Source organism: Aureliella helgolandensis (assembly GCF_007752135.1).
Taxonomy (GTDB): Bacteria; Planctomycetota; Planctomycetia; order Pirellulales; family Pirellulaceae; genus Aureliella; species Aureliella helgolandensis.
On the sequence record NZ_CP036298.1, the window covers coordinates 7014887 to 7031986 of the forward strand.

General features: G+C 55.9%; 15 protein-coding genes. 9 read left to right on the forward strand and 6 right to left on the reverse strand.

From position 1 onward, the window contains the following. Nucleotides 1-2: 2 nt before the first annotated feature. Nucleotides 3-149 carry a hypothetical protein gene (locus tag Q31a_RS30530; protein WP_197355643.1) on the reverse strand — a complete coding sequence of 49 codons (147 nt, stop codon included), beginning with the start codon at nucleotides 147-149 and terminating at the stop codon, nucleotides 3-5. A gap of 1 nt (nucleotide 150) precedes the next feature. Here Q31a_RS30530 and Q31a_RS24840 point away from each other — a divergent pair, with 1 nt between their 5' ends. The 3 genes from Q31a_RS24840 (at nucleotide 151) to Q31a_RS24850 (ending at nucleotide 3969) form a co-directional block, all read left to right on the forward strand. After that, nucleotides 151-1971 (forward strand): AAA family ATPase, encoded by a 1821-nt coding sequence (locus tag Q31a_RS24840; protein WP_197355645.1) that lies wholly within the window; start codon nucleotides 151-153, stop codon nucleotides 1969-1971. Between the two features lie 310 nt (nucleotides 1972-2281). Then, nucleotides 2282-2971, forward strand: a complete 690-nt coding sequence (locus Q31a_RS24845; RefSeq protein ID WP_145083936.1) for a hypothetical protein — start codon at nucleotides 2282-2284, stop codon at nucleotides 2969-2971. A gap of 185 nt (nucleotides 2972-3156) precedes the next feature. Continuing rightward, the gene (locus tag Q31a_RS24850; protein ID WP_145083939.1) at nucleotides 3157-3969 is read left to right on the forward strand and encodes a PspA/IM30 family protein; all 813 of its coding nucleotides are present in this window, start codon (nucleotides 3157-3159) and stop codon (nucleotides 3967-3969) included. A 104-nt stretch (nucleotides 3970-4073) separates the two neighbouring features. On the opposite strand, the gene Q31a_RS24855 is transcribed toward Q31a_RS24850, so the two are convergent. From Q31a_RS24855 to Q31a_RS24865, 3 genes are all read right to left on the reverse strand, one after another. Next, the gene (locus Q31a_RS24855; protein ID WP_145083942.1) at nucleotides 4074-4313 is read right to left on the reverse strand and encodes a hypothetical protein; all 240 of its coding nucleotides are present in this window, start codon (nucleotides 4311-4313) and stop codon (nucleotides 4074-4076) included. 552 nt (nucleotides 4314-4865) lie between these two features. After that, a complete protein-coding gene (locus Q31a_RS24860) occupies nucleotides 4866-5885 on the reverse strand; it encodes a D-alanine--D-alanine ligase family protein (protein WP_145083945.1) in 1020 nt (339 codons plus the stop codon). 219 nt (nucleotides 5886-6104) lie between these two features. Next, entirely contained in the window at nucleotides 6105-7142 is a 1038-nt protein-coding gene (locus Q31a_RS24865) for a putative zinc-binding metallopeptidase (protein WP_231690923.1), read from the reverse strand. A gap of 392 nt (nucleotides 7143-7534) precedes the next feature. Here Q31a_RS24865 and Q31a_RS24870 point away from each other — a divergent pair, with 392 nt between their 5' ends. Beyond that, nucleotides 7535-8638, forward strand: coding sequence for a glucose 1-dehydrogenase (locus Q31a_RS24870; protein WP_145083948.1), 1104 nt, complete (start codon nucleotides 7535-7537; stop codon nucleotides 8636-8638). 22 nt (nucleotides 8639-8660) lie between these two features. After that, nucleotides 8661-9590: a leucine-rich repeat domain-containing protein gene (locus Q31a_RS24875; RefSeq protein ID WP_145083950.1), complete on the forward strand. Its 930-nt coding sequence runs from the start codon at nucleotides 8661-8663 to the stop codon at nucleotides 9588-9590. A 121-nt stretch (nucleotides 9591-9711) separates the two neighbouring features. Here Q31a_RS24875 and Q31a_RS24880 read toward each other — a convergent pair whose 3' ends face one another. Then, nucleotides 9712-10065 carry an ATP-dependent Clp protease adaptor ClpS gene (locus Q31a_RS24880; RefSeq protein WP_145083953.1) on the reverse strand — a complete coding sequence of 118 codons (354 nt, stop codon included), beginning with the start codon at nucleotides 10063-10065 and terminating at the stop codon, nucleotides 9712-9714. Between the two features lie 142 nt (nucleotides 10066-10207). Here Q31a_RS24880 and Q31a_RS24885 point away from each other — a divergent pair, with 142 nt between their 5' ends. The 4 genes from Q31a_RS24885 to holA all read left to right on the forward strand — a co-directional run bounded on the left by Q31a_RS24885 (nucleotide 10208) and on the right by holA (nucleotide 15985). Continuing rightward, nucleotides 10208-11593 (forward strand): dipeptidase, encoded by a 1386-nt coding sequence (locus tag Q31a_RS24885; protein ID WP_145083956.1) that lies wholly within the window; start codon nucleotides 10208-10210, stop codon nucleotides 11591-11593. A gap of 606 nt (nucleotides 11594-12199) precedes the next feature. After that, nucleotides 12200-13489: a serine--tRNA ligase gene (serS, locus tag Q31a_RS24890; protein WP_145083959.1), complete on the forward strand. Its 1290-nt coding sequence runs from the start codon at nucleotides 12200-12202 to the stop codon at nucleotides 13487-13489. A 24-nt stretch (nucleotides 13490-13513) separates the two neighbouring features. Continuing rightward, complete coding sequence (locus Q31a_RS24895) at nucleotides 13514-14791, forward strand: PQQ-binding-like beta-propeller repeat protein (RefSeq protein WP_145083962.1); 1278 nt, start codon at nucleotides 13514-13516, stop codon at nucleotides 14789-14791. 129 nt (nucleotides 14792-14920) lie between these two features. After that, nucleotides 14921-15985 carry a DNA polymerase III subunit delta gene (gene holA, locus Q31a_RS24900; protein ID WP_145083965.1) on the forward strand — a complete coding sequence of 355 codons (1065 nt, stop codon included), beginning with the start codon at nucleotides 14921-14923 and terminating at the stop codon, nucleotides 15983-15985. Nucleotides 15986-16507: 522 nt separating this feature from the next. Here holA and tnpA read toward each other — a convergent pair. Beyond that, on the reverse strand, nucleotides 16508-16975 hold the full coding sequence (gene tnpA / locus Q31a_RS24905; protein WP_145083968.1) for an IS200/IS605 family transposase: 468 nt from the start codon (nucleotides 16973-16975) through the stop codon (nucleotides 16508-16510). Nucleotides 16976-17100 lie beyond the last annotated feature (125 nt).

Sequence of the window (17100 nt, forward strand, 5' to 3'; positions counted from 1 at the left end):
TTCTACAGCAAGTTCAGCCATTGGATTTGAGGCGTTCGGCGCGCCTCTGCATGGGCGTTGTCCACACACCGCCCATGCGTCAGAATCATGGCTGGCACCTGAGCCTCGTCTGCAGAGTGTCGCGCGGTCAACTCTCGTATGAAATGCATTATGAACGCCATTACCTCCGAGCCTCCCAAATACGAATTCTTCTCGCAACTAGCCAGAATCGTCAATTCAGGGCAGGCACGTTCGATCATCGTCGCTGGAAACGTAAACGACCTCTATTTTGACGGTGAAACCTATGTACCCATCGTCCCTTTCATGCTCAAGAGAACTCAAGTCGCGGGACTGATCCAAGTCGTCTATGAGCTCAATGGCCCCATTCGATTGGAAGAAGCGGATCGCGCTCGATTGCGTGAAGCCTGGGCAGCTTGGAAAACCGGCATCGATCTCAACGCTCTCGCCATCAAGGATATGGGAGCCGAGAGCAGCAAGATTGACTTGCGGCGTCGCGAATTCGATCAATATCTTCGCGATGCGATTGGCAATGCCACGCAAGCGTTGGAGTTTCTGCGTCAGTTGACCATCTGCTCACGAGCAGCACTACGTGAAAATTTGCTGATATTTATCGAAGCAGCGGACATGCTGCTACCGGTAGGTGATGGCAATATTGCGAGACTGCAAGACGCGCAGATTCGCCGCGTAGCCATCGTAACCGACTGGTTCAGCGATCCGGAATTTTTTGCCGGTAGAGACACGGTTTGCTTGGTCTGTGAATCGCGAAGTCAGATTCACCCGAGGATTGCAAGGCTGCCGCAAGTCTTAGGAGTTGAGGTTCCCTCGCCGGACACAGCTGCGCGACGCCACTATATGGAATGGCAAGGCAGTCGCCCAACGGCCGCTGCAATCCCGGTCGCCGATGAGACGCTGAAGGAATCTTCCAGCGATGCTTCTGCAGCGCAACTCGACAGCCTGGCCGAAGCCACAGCAGGCTTGAGCATTCACGCCTTGCGACAGTTGTTGCTTGCCGCCGCCTATCGCGGAGCCCCCGTGTCTCGCGAGCAAATTGTTGCGCAGGTTGAGCAATTCATTCAGGCACAGTTGGGCGAGGATGTGATTGAGTTTAAGAAACCATCCCACACCTTGGCCGATGTAGTGGGAGCAACGAATCTCAAGAAATTCCTGCAGACGCAGATGCTCCCAAGGCTCCTGCTGCCGGATGACCGTGCATTACCTGGCGCCGCCGTGGCGGGCCCCATCGGCGGTGGCAAGACCTTTATTTTCGAAGCGGTTGCCGCCGAACTGGACATGCCAGTTCTGGTACTGAAGAGCATCCGGAGCCAGTGGTTTGGTCAAACCGATGTGATCTTCGAGCGTCTCAAACGCGTGCTGGAAGCTCTGGAGAAAGTGGTCATATTCGTCGATGAAGCCGACACGCAGTTCGGTGGTGTTGGTGAGGGGACTCACGAAACGGAACGCCGCTTGACCGGCAAGATCCAGGGCATGATGAGTGATCCGGCACTTCGCGGAAAAGTCATCTGGCTGTTAATGACCGCCCGCATCCATCTATTGTCACCAGATATTCGCCGCCCTGGACGCGTGGGAGATTTGATCGTCCCGGTGCTCGACCCCACCGACGACGATCGGCTGCAGTTCATCCGTTGGATGATTAAACCGGCTGGTCCAGCCGCTGAGGGTTTGGTTCAATGGCTTGACGAAGAGGGACTCCCTCAGGAATTCTCAGCTGCCGGATTTGCAGCCCTGCGCAGCCAAATCAAAGCCATCCCTCCCGCATCCGAGGAAGAGCTACGGGCGTCCATCTACGACTTCATCCAGCCAGCCATCGGCAAGACTCGGCGCTATCAAACGCTCCAGGCCCTGGTGAACTGCACCCGTCGCAGCCTCTTGCCCGATCCCCATGTAACGGACGAACAACGCAATTTGTGGGAGCAAGAGATCAATCTGCTCGAAGCCCAAGGAATTCGTTAGTGCTTGGTTCCACGCCCATCGCGGGCCGTGAACGAGGGCAAACTCAAAATGCCTAGTTTGTCATCGCGCGTTACGCGCATTCCAGGCCAGAGCGGACACGGCAAATTTCAGGACGGGATCTAGGAGCGTTGGGCAACGTCACGGGTCTCAGGCCCCTGCAGCTCACCAGAGAGGCTCCGTTGCCGGTCCTACTATTGACTCGAAAACTGGCATACAATCAACCTCTTGGAACAACTCGAGTTCTCCCCTTTAAGCATGAGTGACTTGCCGCGTGGATTCCGTAAAACGCACCGTCCTCTCGAAATTATTCATGGCACCCAGTGTGATGATCCCCATCTTGGGCGGAGCACTCGCTGGCTGTCTCTCCTGGGGGCTGGGAGGCATTCCGGCATTGACGACTGTGGCGGCAATCGGCGTTGTCGGAGGCTTAGGCTGGATGGTGGCTCGCACCTTTCTCAACGTCAACGAGGTCACCGAGGCGGCCTTAGCCGCGCAGCTGGAACAGCGGGCGCGAGTGGAGAACGCGGAACTAGACCGGCTGGCGGCCCAACTGCGTAGCGACCGCGATCATCGCACCCAAGACTGCTTGACTCTGCTAAGATCGCTCCGCGCCGAATTTGAAGAGGTGGCTCAGCAACCAGGTTTTGCAATCCGTAGCGCCCAAGTTCGGGAGCAAGTTGGCCATGTATTTGAGGCGGCGACCGACCAGCTGCGAAATTCCTTCCGCTTGTGGGAAAGAGCCGAGAGCCTGTCGGGAGAGACGCGGGACCGAGTCCTGGCTGAGCGCGAAGCAGAGATTGCCGAGTTGCCTCCCACCGTGGAGCGCATCCAAAAAATCGTGGAACAGTTCCGGAGTTTGGTACGCACGGAAAACCAAGTGGGGTTAGCGGAAATGCAAGCCGAATTGGAAGCCAACTTGCGCGTCGCCCAACGAACCGAGGAGCGGATGCGAGAAATAGAAAATCCCTCTGCCGCCCATGAAGCATTTATCCGAGAATAAAGTCCCCAGCCGTTGCCAAACGCCGGTCGGAGGCTTTAACATTTCCAAGTAGTCCACTGCCATTGATATCCACATCCAGCTCCCTCGCCGCAAAGCTGGGCCGAGACAGCCCCACCCCGGGCCTGCTCACTTTCATTTAAGCTCGCCATTGCCTCAAATTGAGCAATTTCTAAGGGAAGCCATCTATGTTCAAAGCTGTCGGTAAATACTTCCGTGCGGTTTGGTATCTCGTCACGTTCCGAGTCACGAAGGCTGGCGATACGCTGCGTTCCAATCCTGGGGTCATCTCGGCCAATTACGATCGGGTCATCGAAGAAAAGCGAAGTCGCCTCAATCAATACAAAGACGCCGTTAGCGCCATGATTGCTCAGGAAGAGAGCAAGAAGGAAAAACTAAGACAAATTACCAGCGAAATTGAAAAGCTAGAGAAGCTCCGCTCCGGGGCTGCTGCCAAAGCCAAACAATTGGTCGAGCGGTACAACGGCGATATCAATGCAGTGAGGAACGACCCAGAGTATCTCAAGTGCCAATCGGCGTACAAGGATTTCACCAGCACGCTTGCCGAGAAACAGGAAAGAGCCCAGGAGATCGATGAAGATCTCAAACAGCTCGTTGCCAATGTCGGCGGGCACAAGACTCAAATCCAAGCCCTGATGCGCGAGCTCGAGAAGATCAAGGAAGAAAAACACGATGCAGTCGCCGACGTGCTATCGGCGACAGAAGAGCAGCAAATCAGCGATATGATGACCGGGCTGTCCAACGATCGTACCAGCGAAGAGTTGCGTGAATTGAGAGAATTGCGAAACCGAGCCAATGCTGGAGCTCGTGTCAGTCGTGAACTGGCCGGCATGGACACCAAACGGGCTGAGGCGGAATTTCTGGAATATGCTCAGTCCAGTGAAGCGGATGATGAATTCGATGCGCTGATCGGGCTCACGCAAAAAGAGGACAAACAATCCGCTCCGCAACAGCAAGATACCCGCATCCCAGAAGCCTAGTCCCCCAATGCCCCCGCCCACCTCGCTGGGCGGGAGGCTGCTCGGTCTCCGGGAGTTCGACGCGCGAGGCAGGCCCTAGAACCGGCCTCTCGCCACTTAGCAAACTAGATTTTGAACAAGTGCAAGGCATCGTCGATCCGTTTCGGCAGTCCGATCTTCTTTGCGAATCGATGGATGGCGGCGACGCCCCCGTAGGCGGTGCCGCCTGCTTTTTGTGCCAGCTCATACGCAATCTTGTCCCCTTTGAGCATGGGGTGTCCGCGATCGTGAGCAGCCGAATTCTGTAACCTGTTCTTGATACGTCGTTTGCGTTTTCGAATCAAATCTGCTTTAATCGTCTTCACTCGAAATCTCCATCGTGGTTAGCGAGCGGCTTGTTGGGCTGGTGAAAAAAGACCAACAAACTGCAGGATATTTCGAGTTTTTTTATGCGCAAATGCTCCGCCAAGCAAGTGGAGTACGCTTGTTTAAGGACTAGTGCATTGTCAACACTAAGAATTAGGGTTTAGCGAGCGTTCGGAAAAAGGTGTCCGACACCAAAAGTGCAAAGCACCCGGAGGGCCATTCCGGCTTTTGGTGTCGGGAACCTTTTTCCGGGCAACCCGAAAATTAAGCTTTGACAATGCACTAGCTGCGGAGTCGCGCCGACACAGCGGAAATCTCTCAAGCTCACGCGCGTGGCTTCCGTCGAAACGGCAAACGAGGCACATGTGGGCGAGCCACCGCTCCGCTGAAGGTCCCATTCAAGGGCACTCGTACGGGCAAACGCATCGCCCGCCGATACGAGCTAGCCTCACCATCTCCCACGATTGGCTGGGCATCCAGCGTCGTGCACCACGAGGCAGATCCTAGAGACTAGTGTTGGGAGGTCTACCCGAGAGCGTTACATCCTGGCGTTAGATTTTCCAGGGAGCGCGATAGCGCATGCCCAGGGCAACGATCTTGGTCAGCAAATCCTCGTAGGTCAATTGCGACTTCTCGGCAGACTCCGCAAAGTCTTCCCCGAAGGCCAAGTTGGGATTGGCATTGGCCTCCAAGACGTAGACTCTTCCATCGGGCCGCATGCGCAAGTCCATGCGAGCATAGCCACTCATATCGAGTGAGTTGTAGACCTTTTTGCAGATTCGGCCGATTTGCTTTTCGACCTGAGGTTCGAGATTTTGGGCGAGATCGGTAACCACTCCTAATTTTTCCTGATAATTGCGATCCCACTTGACCTTCCGTGTCGCAATTAGAGGAATATCACTTTTGGTGAACAACAGCTCCCAGACGGGAAACGTCTGCAAGCGATCATTGCCAATCACTCCCACATACAATTCTCGCCCCTCGATAAACTCTTCCGCCAGAGCATCGGCCATGGTGTGCTCGTGAACAAAAGCGACCCGCTCGGCCAACTCGCGGTCATCGTAGACGACCGACGCCTGCGAGATACCGAGTGAAGCATCGTCGATCACCGACTTGACGAAGATCGGAAAGGGCAGCTTCTTCGGCCGGACCACCTTCCGACCAACTGGAAAGACGGCAAAGCGAGGCGAAGGAATGCGGTGGTAGGAGAGGATTTTTTTGGTGAGGGCTTTATCTTTGGAGATCATCAGACCACGTGGATTGCAGCCAGTATAGGGCTGACGCATCAATTCCAAATAGCTAACGATAGCATGGTCATAGGTCACCACACCATGAAACTCTTCCAGCAGGTTGAAGGCGATGTGGGGCTTGGATTTGTGAATTGCGTTGCGAATCGGGCTCAGATCATCACTCAACCCCAAGACTTCGACCTGATGTCCTAGTTCTTTGAGCGTGGTAATCACATCGAACTCCGTCTTCCACTCGTCGATCTCCCTCTCCGACTTTCCCTCCATTGAATCGGGTGGAACGAGATTTTCATTGACCAGCGCGAGTACGCGGAGCTGTCTCATAGTTTGGCCTGTATCCTAGTGGCTGAGTCACTGCTTGATTTTTTGGGGAGTTACTGGGAAGAGATGTCCGCCACCCCCAGTGAGAAGCCCTCCCGCAGGACCGCTGTGGCTTGTGGTGCCGAACACCTTTTAGGGGTCATGTTAGGGGTCACGACATCAGGAATTTAGCCACGACGCCTGAGGACACGACACTCTGCGCGGTCTCAGTACTGCATCTCCTCACAGTGCTACCCGATGATTACCTTCGTGCAGAAAATTCATCGTCTGAACCGTCAATAGGACCACCACATCACGGCGGGTCTGCTCCTCGTTGGTCGCCAGTCGCAATTTCAACTCGCGGCAACGCTCCATCATTTCCGACAAGACCTGGTCAATAGTGTACTGATACTCTCCCGTCCACTTCGCCACACTCTTGCGCAATTCGGTCCGAAACCGCCGGAGGAATGCCGAGGCGGTGGTGTTGCGTGCATGCTCGGGCTTGTCGGAAAACAATCGCCGCAGATCACGATCATAGAAATTCGGATGTTCGAGTCCGTAGTGAGCCCGCTTCTTCTCGTAGTGTTCGCGGAGCGTCTTCTTGATCGACCGCAGTGGATCCACAAACGCACGCGATTTGACCGCTGGACGTTCCGTTTTCACCACTTGCATCAGCTCACACACATACTCGAGCTTCTTGATGGCAGGCCATTCCCGATACTGAGCGCGCCAGCGGGAACGCGGACGCAACCAAACAGCGAAGGTTTCCGCAAAATCCTCGACCGGATGAGACTGTGCGTACCACATGTCGAGATGCAGCACGTAGCTGCGGCTATAGGGTTTGGGGCGGTAATAGTCAGGGTAGGGGACCGAAACGCGGCCGAACGTCTCCCGGTAGCTCTTACGGCGTCTCAAGCGGTAGGCGGTGTCAATTGCATGCCCCGCTTCATGCCGCAGGATCTTCATGCACCAATCGTGGGTTCCGCCTTCGACATCCAGCACTTGCTTGCGTTCGAGGCGCATCAATCGCGGGTGGGCCAAATAAAACGGGATGGCGATGCCAGGCACACCATCTGGCGAGAACCATTCATCCGAGAGCCAACAATGTGGACGAAACGCTAGCCCTCGTTCGGCCAATTCTTCGTACAACAACTCGATCCGAGATTCGACAAAGGTCCCCGCAAGGGAAACTCCAAGGTCGCACATCCGCAGATCCAGCAATTCCTCGTCGGATAAAAAATTGAGATTTATCTTCTTCGGTCGGGTATTCAGCTTAGTCACGTTGAGTTGTTCCCACCCAATATTTCTTCACCCTCAGCCACTCCACCTCCCGCACACTGCAGCTCCCGAGCCCCAACAATGGCTTACTAGCTCTGGCTAGTCCATCGTATCCCTGGGCCCCTTGGAACCGGTCGATCCGCTGTTGTAGGTAATGCGGCAAAGAATAATCCGTTATTACAATCATTCCCGAAAAACTCAGCAGGCTCATTAGCCGTGGCCGCCAGGCGTCGCTCGCTCTGAACGAACTCTTTTATAACTTACTATCTGGTAATCGCTTTGCCCGCAACAATTTGGTGACTTTTCCATCTTCTCCACCCCTCGAAGTCCACGCGAGATCGGTATAGATTTATTGCGACTTTAAATGATTCTGCATCCCGAAAGCAACCCGTCCTATGAAAGCCATCGCTGTCACACCCGGCAAGCCGAACAGTGTACACCTTCGCGACATCCCCGCTCCCGACATTAACAGTGTGCCAGACGGCAAGGGAATCCGCATCAAAGTCCTGAAGGTGGGCGTCGATGCAACGGACCGCGAGATCAATGAAGCCCTCTATGGCAATGCACCTCCCGGTGACGATTTCCTGGTGCTGGGTCACGAATGCTTCGGTCTCGTACTCGAAGTAGGGCCTAACGTCAGATCGGTAAAGCCTGGAGATTACGTGACCGCCACCGTACGTCGCCCCGGTAGCTCGATCTACGATGCGATCGGTACGTATGACATGACCAGCGAAGAGACCTACTACGAACGTGGTATCAACCTACTGCACGGCTATTTGACCGAAGAGATCGTCGATGGCGAAGAGTACGTTGTCCGCGTACCGCAGGGATTGAAGCATTTGCATGTGTTGATGGAGCCGATGAGCTGTGCAGCCAAGGCGATTCATCAAGCCTACGAATGCCAGCGGCGCATGCGAGTCTGGAGCCCCAAACGCGCCTTTGTACTGGGCTCGGGGCAGATCGGATTGCTGGCCACCCTGGTCCTGAAACTCAAGGGACTCGAGGTTTTCACACTAGCACGCGCCCCAGCCCCACACCTCAAAAGCGAGATTGTGGAAGGGCTCGAAGCTTCCTACATCAGCACCCAGGAAACGAGCCTGCTAGAACTTGCTGAGAAAGTCGGTAAGGCCGATTTGATCATCGACGCTACCGGCAGCAGCCACGTCGCCTTCGAAGCCATGCAAGCTCTCGGCCATAATGGTGTCCTAGTCTGGACGAGTATCACTGGCGGCAAGAAAATGGCCGAAATCCCTTCCGATAAAATCAATATCGAATGGGTTCTTGGAAATAAACTGCTGCTGGGTTCGGTGAATGCCAACCGCGAGTACTTTGAGTCCGGCATCAAAGACATGGCCCTCGGCGAGGTCATGTACCCTGGAGTCTTGGAGAAAATCCTGACGACTCCCGTGGATGGGCTTGATAACTATGCCGAAATGATGCGGCGGCTCGTGGAAGACAACTCTGCACTCAAAGTCTACGTCAACGTAGCCAGCGAATAGCTTTAAGTCGGGACGAACCCTAGTGCCCTATTCCCCTGCATCTCGCGTCCATGCCGCCCGCTTCTACCAGGTTACTGCGTACGGCTGGGCGGCGACGCGTTGCTGGACGACCGCGTATGGCTGGCTGCTAGCCGGCCTGCTGTGCCTACCGGCCTGCCAACCCGCTGGCCCCACGCCTGTGGCCGACCAAGCCGATCACACGTCCGACCGGCAAGCTATTGGGGGCTCTGCAACGGAACTCGGCCCCGGTCCCCTGGCTGCGTCACCCGACACTGTCCCTGGCCCCATCGCCTCCTCACAGCAGAATTCCAGCCAAGAATCCAGGCACCCTTCCTTCGAAACTCAGCTCGCAGCCGTACAGTCTGGACAAGCGGATGCCATTCAGCTGGTCGACCAACCCATTACCGAAACGCAAGTCCATCAGCTTCATGCGGTCAGCCATCAGCTGCGCGATCTCATCCTTGACGCGGGCGGACTCTCCGACCCGCTTCTCCCTCTATTAGCGCAGCTATCGGAACTCGAACATTTGAGGATTCGCGAGAGCCCGCTCAGCGACGCAGCTATCCAAGCCGCCTTCACCGCCGAGAATGCATTTCAACAACTGCGGATATTGAATATTCCTCAAACGCCGATCACGGCAGCCGGCTTAGTGCCAATTGCTGCTCTTCCCAAATTGAGCCAGTTGCGTCTCGGTGGATCGCAGTTGGATGATGCAGCAGTGCAAGTCATTGCGAAAAGTGGCAGTCTGAGATCCTTGCACCTGATCAGTCCCAACCTGACCGATCTGGCACTCGATTACTTGGCGGAGTCTCCTGGCCTAACGTCACTGTACGTCGACGACTGCCCACTGAATGACGATGCCTGGCAGCGTCTGTTTACAGCCAAACCCAACTTGCATGTCCATGTGGACCAACAGCATCACGACCGTGATCCCCATCCCCACGAACATTAGTGCCAGCTGGCGCCGCAACCGCGGCGCACCCAGGTCCAAGCGAGGACGAATTAGCCCGTGTGCAGGCGACTGGTGAAAACAGCAGCCCGCTACGCAGAGAAAGCGTTCAAGGGGAAAGCGTTCAGCTAATCGGCTCGATACTGGCCGACATGCTACCTGCGCACTTGGTCGCCATAGGATCCTTGCCGAAAGCGTGAATCTGTTCCATTTTCAGCTCAGCGTGTTCCATGGTGGTCGTCAAACAAATGACGCGGCCATTTGCATCCACCTCGGCGGCCATGCTCTTGGCGCGTCCCAGTTCGTGCCCAAATAATTGCTGGAGCATCGAAATTACGTAGTCAAACGTGTGCTCTGAATCATCCCACAAAATCACGTTGTAGCGTGGCTGACGGCGTGGCTTGGTGGGAGACGCCGCACTTCGCTTTGCAATTTCTGGCGCATCCTGCTCAACAACCGCACTTTGTGAATCCGACATAATCCTGTTTTCCTTCTACTTCTGTTGGCCGGTACGACTCTCGGCCGCTGTGCATAATTGTTACAACAGTCACCATTGTAACCCTTGGTACCCCCTGCCACGCAAGCAGAATTGTCATAACTCTCCCAATGAAACTAACAAAATGACCGATCTGAAAGCAATTGACCAGCATCTTCAGCAAACTCAACCCAAACACCTTGAAATCCTCAAAGAGCTGCTACGTATCCCCAGCGTTAGCGCCGACCCAAAGTACTCAGACGCCGTAGCCGCTGCAGCCCGTTCGGTACTGGAAACACTTCAAGCGGCTGGGCTGAAAACGGAATTGATCGAGACGGCAGGCCCCCCTCTGGTCTACGCGGAGACGGCCCCGGTTCCAGGCAAGCCGGTAGCGCTGGTGTATGGGCACTATGACGTCCAGCCTCCAGAGCCCTTAGAACTCTGGGAAACCCCTCCTTTTGAGCCGACCGAGCGTGACGGGAACCTCTACGCGCGCGGCGCTACAGACGACAAGGGCCAAGTCCTGACACACGTGCATTCGGTGGCTGCTTGGATCGCCAGTGGTCAACCACTGCCCATGCAGGTAAAGTTCGTGATTGAGGGCGAAGAGGAGGTCGGCAGCGAGCAGTTTGCGGACTATTTGGCGCGGCCCGAAGCGGCTGAAAAACTGGCGTGCGACGTGGTCGTCATTAGCGATTCGTCGCAGTATGCCAAAGGACAGCCCGCCATTACCTACGGATTGCGTGGGATCGCTTACTTTGAACTGCACTTCAAAGGTCCCAAGCAGGATTTGCATTCAGGCTCTTTCGGCGGTGCGGTCAACAATCCAGCGATTGCTCTCTCCAAGTTCCTGACCAAGATGATCGATGAAGACGGGCACATCCAGCTCCCCGGCTTCTACGATGCCGTTCAACCCTTGCAGCCAGAGGAGCGAGCAAACTGGGCTGGCCTAAATTTCAGCGACGAAGATTTTGCCAAAGAGTTGGGGGTAGATGCCTTGCTGGGCGAAACGGGCTACACCACACTTGAACGGCGTTGGGGACGTCCTTCGTTCGACATTCATGGCTTGTGGAGCGGTTATCAGGGCGAGGGCGGAAAAACGATTGTTCCCGCCCAAGCAGCGGCCAAGATCAGCTTCCGACTTGTCCCCAATCAAACACCCGCCGAGGTTGCGGAACAACTCGCCCAGTTCGTGGCCGAGAACACGCCCCCGGGCATTCGCATTGAAGTCGTCGACTTGCACGGCGGACCTGGCGTCGTGGTAAATCCCCAAAGCCCCTTTATTGCCGCCGCACAAAAAGCAGTCACCGGCGCTTTTGGTAAACCGGCCGTTCTAATTCGCGAAGGAGGCTCCATTCCGATCGTTTCCAGCATGGTCGAACGCTTGGGAGCTGACGTTTTGCTGCTCGGCTGGGGGCTTAGCGATGACGGGGCGCACAGCCCCAACGAGAAATTCAACATCGCCGACTACTATCTGGGCATCCGCGCCAGCGCTCACCTCTGGCAGCACTTAGCAACTGTCGCCAAGTAGGCTTTGCCCCATGCTCTAGGGAATTGAGAGAGGCGGCCAACGGAGAGCCCATTGCGCCGCTCGCTCAATAGTTCACGCCCCAAAATGGCAACCCGGCAACGGCTTGCCGAACTCGCACCCCGCCGCGTCACGGGCTGTCGAAATAGCAACCCGCTGCGTGACGGGCTGTTGAAATAGCAACCCGCTGCGTGAGCAAGGAAAGGTAACCTCCGCTACAAGGCAATTAAGGATGCTACCTCCGCGTTAAAATTCAAATTGCCATTAAATCAACAGCCCGTTCAGCAAGGAACGTTGGCTGCCGCTGCAGGAAGATCTGGGCACTACCCACGTGGTAGAACTGAAACCGCCTCCCAATCAACTGCCGGTGAGTAAAGCTAGATTAGCTGCTGCTAAAATTTCGGAGCGGGGTACGATTCTAGTTTTGGCAATTGAAACCGCCCGGAAAACGTCAAGCCGCGTAGGCAAGACCGCCCCCAGATCGCAGCCTGCAGCGTGCGATAGGTCAAAAGCAGCTGCCAACTCCCGCAAGTGCTTGAATTCCCGTAAAATCTCTTGCTACATGCACCGTCGGTGCCCCTTGCCCTCTGCCTCAATCAAGTTCCGGACATGCTCGACCGAAAATTTATCGTTGAAAACGCTGAACTTATCCGACAAAATTGCCTTGCTCGAGGTGCCACTGCGGATATCGATACCCTCATCGCACTCGAGGCCCAGCGGCGTGACAAGCTCAGTGAAGCTCAGGAGCAAAATCGGCTTGCCAATGAAACCAGCAAGCAAATTGGAGGCGCTAAGACCGCCGAAGAGCGTGACGCGCTGAAAGAGAAGGGACGCGCTCTGCGCGAACTCAAGGACGTAGCCCAAACCGAACATGATGCACTCGAGCTGCAGATCCTGGAAATCCAGGCCCAGATTCCCAACTTGACCCACCCCGCTTCCCCCATCGGGCACGATGACACCCACAACACCGAAGTTAGCTTTGGAAAGACACCAGTTCCCAAGTTTGATTTCAAACCCAAAGATCACTTAGAACTCGGTAAGTCCCTCGATTTGATCGATTTCGAAGCGGGTGCTCGGGTGGCGGGAGCCGGTTTCTACTTTTTGCGCAATGAAGCGGTCTTACTGGACCTGGCGCTGCAAATGTACGCCATCCAACAACTGGTCGCCCGCGGCTTCACCCCAGTGACAACGCCCGATGTGGCCCACACCTCAATTTTGCACGGCATTGGATTCATGCCACGCGGTCCCGAGACGCAAATCTACTCAATCGAAAACACCGACTTGAATCTTGTGGCCACCGCCGAGATTACCTTGGGCGGCATGCTCTCCGGCCAGACCTTGGAGGCTGAGCATCTCCCATTGAAACTGGCCGGGATCAGCCATTGCTTCCGCACCGAAGCCGGAGCCGCAGGCCGCGCGTCCAAAGGCATGTACCGCGTCCACCAATTCACCAAAATTGAAATGTTTGCCTTCTGCTTGCCAGAGCAGAGCGACGCACTGCACGAAGAGCTGCGCGAGATCGAGTGCCATCTCTTCGATGCCGTCGAAGTCCCATACCGTGTCGTCGATACAGCCACTGGGGATCTGGGAGGCCCCGCTTACCGCAAGTACGACCTGGAAGCGTGGATGCCTGGCCGCGGAGAAAACGGGGAATGGGGTGAAGTCACCAGCACCTCGAATTGCACCGACTACCAAGCCCGTCGTTTAAACATCCGTTATAAGAACAAGGGGGAAAAGGGAACTCATTTCACCCACACGCTCAACGGTACCGCCTTTGCCATCAGCCGCGCTATGATTGCCATCGTCGAAAATCATCAGCAATCCGATGGCACCATTCGAGTCCCCAAAGTATTGCAACCCTGGGTTGGCAAAGAAGTCATCGGCAAACCGCCAGCATAAGATCCCTAAGGATTGGAAATAGAAATGCCACTTACAAGCGTTCGGCTGCCAAGCCTGCTCCTGCTCGGACCGCTCCTCCTGGCTGCCCTTGTCAGCGTCAGCACGGCAGCGGATTGGCCTCAGTTCCGTGGGCCGCATGCCAATGGACGAGTGGATGTCGCCAACCTGCCGACCCATTGGGACCGCGAGCAAAATATTGTGTGGAGATCGGAATTGCCGGGTGAAGGTTGGTCGACACCCGTCGTGGTGTCGGATCGAATCTATGTCACCACAGCCATTCCCGCCGACTCCAACTCCGCCGCCCCAGCCAACTATACCCTCGACCTCTTGGTCCTCGACGTTGAGTCCGGGAAACTGGTTCAGCAGATCAACCTCTTTCACCAAGACAATTCAGCACCCAAGATCCACAAGAAGAACTCGCACGCCAGCCCTTCCGTTCAATTTGACGGTAACGACTTGCTCTACGTGCACTTTGGTCACCTGGGCACCGCCTGCGTGCGCGTCGACGGCCAAGTCCTGTGGAAAAATGATTCGCTCTCTTACGAACCTGTACATGGCAATGGTGGCTCACCAGTTTTGGTCGGCAAGCATTTGATTTTCTCGCGCGACGGTAGCCAAGTTAGCGAAGTGATCGCCCTCGATAAAGCGACCGGTCAAGTTGCATGGCGCACACCGCGCGACACGACCGAAGCCAAGCTATTTTCCTTCTGCACACCACTGCTGCTCGACCTGGAAGGGCGTCAACAAGTCATTTTTCCAGGCTCGGGGGTTGTCCAAAGCCTCAATCCGGCCAATGGCGAAGAGTACTGGCGAGTCCGCTACGAGGGCTTCTCGGTCATCCCACAGCCGATTTACCAATCGGGCTTGGTCTTCCTCAGCACCGGCTACATGCGGCCACAGTTGCTCGCGATCGACCCCACTGGCAGCGGAGACGTTACCGATACGCATCTCAAATGGACGGCGAAAACCAGCATCCCCAACACTCCCTCCATGGTAGGTATCGACCAACGGGTCGCCATGATTAGCGACAGTGGCATAGCGGTGTGCTTTGATGCCCTGACTGGCAAGGAGCTGTGGAAGGAGCGTATCGGCGGCAATTTCTCTGCTTCGCCAATCCTGGCAGGTAGCCATCTCTATTTGCTGAGCGAAACGGGGGAATGCACGATTCTGGACATTTCCTCCACGTCACCGACGGAAGTCGCTGTGAACAAGCTTGAGGAACGCACGCTGGCTTCCCCCGCCGTCTACCAACAGGACCTGCTGATTCGTACCGCCAACGCAATGTATCGCATTCATCAGTGAGTTGCGGCAATTGAGAATAGCCTCCCACCGAGATTCGGAGCAGCGTCTGGACGCGACGCCGCAACCTGGCAAGAAACGATCCTTGCTCGTCCTTCGATGAGCTGTATGCATTTTGCGATTTGAGAAACGATGGCCAAGGGCACTCATTGCTTTGAAATCTTGATGAACGACAAGCTTCCCGGCGGCTCCGGCGCGGGGCTGCCAGGAGTCATTGTCGCCTATGGGGAAGACGCATTTCTGCGTCGGGAATCGATCGATACCGCGTTAGGTCTGGGAGGAGTGGATACGGAAGCGGTCCGTTCCTACGATGGCGAGGAGTGCAAATGGGTCGATGTGCATGATGAACTTGCCACCCTCTCTCTGTTTGACAATTCCCATCGCGTCGCTCTGGTCAACTCAGCCGACAAATTGCTCAAAGACAATCGTCCGCAACTCGAAAAATGGAGTGCGGCGGCAGCAGAGGGCTCGCTCCTGATTCTCATGTTGGGTTCGTTTCCATCGAACACGAAGCTCTACAAGGTTATCGAGAAGTCGGGCTGGCTGATCAACTGCGGGCTGCCAACCAGCAGTAGCCGTAGCAAAACTCCCGACCTGGGAGCGTTGAAGAAGTGGATAGTCGCCTGGGGTACCAAGCGACACGAGCTCAAGCTAACCAGTGCCCAGGCAACGTTGATTCTCGACGCAGTCGGCCCCGATTGCGGGCTGCTCCATCAAGAACTCGCTAAACTCGCACTCTACGCCGACGACAAGCTCGTGTTGACCGACGAGTTGATTCGGCAAAACGTGGGAAGCTGGCGGACACGTACGATGTGGGAGATTGCCGACTCGATCGCCGACGGGCGGGTGGCAGACGCCTTAGAACAGCTCCAGCGAGTATTCGCCGCAGGTGAGCATCCCGCCGCAGTCATTCCTCAAATATCGTGGAGCCTACGGCGGTTTGGCAACGCGGCCCATTTAATCCTGCAGTCGAAACGCACGGGCCAGAATTTGTCGGGCAAAGCCGCCGTTGGCTTTTGCGGATTTTGGGGCGCCGATGTAGCATTGGCCGAAGGCCGTTTGCGTCGCATGGGCTTGCGACGCGCCAGCAAGATCCTGCAGTGGCTGCTCGAACTCGATTTAAAGATCAAGGGCAGTCATTCCACTCCCTCACGCGCCATCTTCGCCCTAGAAGAGCTTTGCATGCGACTCGCCTAACGCTGCAACCTCCCACGTCCCAGTCTCGCCCCTGGGGCTCGCGCCCCAGGCTTTACGCATCCGCCGCTCCGCGGCTGTGTGACAGCGCGCTGCTCCCCCCCCCCCGCAGAGCGTCGACCGGATAGTCTCCCATCAATGGTAGACTCCCACTCGCCCTTTAGCTGCGGAGCAGCGATCGCATATAGCCTGGGGCGCAAGCCCCAGGTTACCCGTCGATAGGAAATCGAAAGCCGCGGAGCGGCGACAGGCGATGCCGCTAACTGCCGCTGCTCCGCAGCTTTCCGGCTTGGCATGACCCGTTCCCTGGGGCTCGCGCCCAGGCTTTACGCATCCGCCGCTCCGCGGCTGTGTGACAGCGCGCTGCTCGCCACCCCGCAGAGCGTCGACCGGATAGTCTCCCATCAATGGTAGACTCCCACTCGCCCTTTAGCTGCGGAGCAGCGATCGCATATAGCCTGGGGCGCAAGCCCCAGGTTACCTTCGATAGGAAAACGAAAGCCGCGGAGCGGCGACAGCCAATCTTCACGAAACGTTTTCTTCTTCAAACAAATATCGCTCGTCAAACTCGATTCCATGCCGCTTCAGCAATAATCGATACTCGTCGCGAAACGTCAGCTTCCGATGATGTTCCTCCTGCAGCTTAACGTACTTTTCCACGTCGGCAACACTCGACATGCTTACCGAAAATGCGCCGAACCCACGCTGCCATGCAAATGGGGAATTCATCGCGAACGTTTCGTTCACCCACTTCGAGGAATTGGTTTTGACCAATCGTAAAACATCGGAAATTGCGAAGGATGGACTGAGTTTCGCAAGGAGATGAACGTGATCCGGCATACCGCCAATTTCCAGCAACGTGCCCTTATTTTCCCGCAGGATCCCACCGATGTATTCATAGAGTCGTTTTCGAATATCGACATTGATGATATTGCGTCGATACTTGGTGCTGTAAACGATGTGAAATAACAGGTTGGTATGTGTGCTGGACATTGGCGGTGCCTCTTACTGCCGCTGCTCCGCAGCTTTCGGCTTGGGATGACCCGTTCCCTAGGGCTCGCGCCCCAGGCTTTACGCATCCGCCGCTCCGCGGCTGAGTGACGGCGTGCTGCTCCTCC

Bases quoted from the DNA above. Each gene is read 5' to 3' on its own strand.
- Q31a_RS24845 (WP_145083936.1), top strand. From the start codon at position 2,282: ATGGCACCCAGTGTGATGATCCCCATCTTGGGCGGAGCACTCGCTGGC.
- tnpA (WP_145083968.1), bottom strand. From the start codon at position 16,975: ATGTCCAGCACACATACCAACCTGTTATTTCACATCGTTTACAGCACC.
- Q31a_RS24860 (WP_145083945.1), bottom strand. From the start codon at position 5,885: ATGAGACAGCTCCGCGTACTCGCGCTGGTCAATGAAAATCTCGTTCCA.
- Q31a_RS24850 (WP_145083939.1), top strand. From the start codon at position 3,157: ATGTTCAAAGCTGTCGGTAAATACTTCCGTGCGGTTTGGTATCTCGTC.
- Q31a_RS24840 (WP_197355645.1), top strand. From the start codon at position 151: ATGAACGCCATTACCTCCGAGCCTCCCAAATACGAATTCTTCTCGCAA.
- Q31a_RS24880 (WP_145083953.1), bottom strand. From the start codon at position 10,065: ATGTCGGATTCACAAAGTGCGGTTGTTGAGCAGGATGCGCCAGAAATT.
- Q31a_RS24885 (WP_145083956.1), top strand. From the start codon at position 10,208: ATGACCGATCTGAAAGCAATTGACCAGCATCTTCAGCAAACTCAACCC.
- holA (WP_145083965.1), top strand. From the start codon at position 14,921: ATGGCCAAGGGCACTCATTGCTTTGAAATCTTGATGAACGACAAGCTT.
- Q31a_RS24895 (WP_145083962.1), top strand. From the start codon at position 13,514: ATGCCACTTACAAGCGTTCGGCTGCCAAGCCTGCTCCTGCTCGGACCG.
- Q31a_RS24870 (WP_145083948.1), top strand. From the start codon at position 7,535: ATGAAAGCCATCGCTGTCACACCCGGCAAGCCGAACAGTGTACACCTT.
- serS (WP_145083959.1), top strand. From the start codon at position 12,200: ATGCTCGACCGAAAATTTATCGTTGAAAACGCTGAACTTATCCGACAA.
- Q31a_RS30530 (WP_197355643.1), bottom strand. From the start codon at position 149: ATGCATTTCATACGAGAGTTGACCGCGCGACACTCTGCAGACGAGGCT.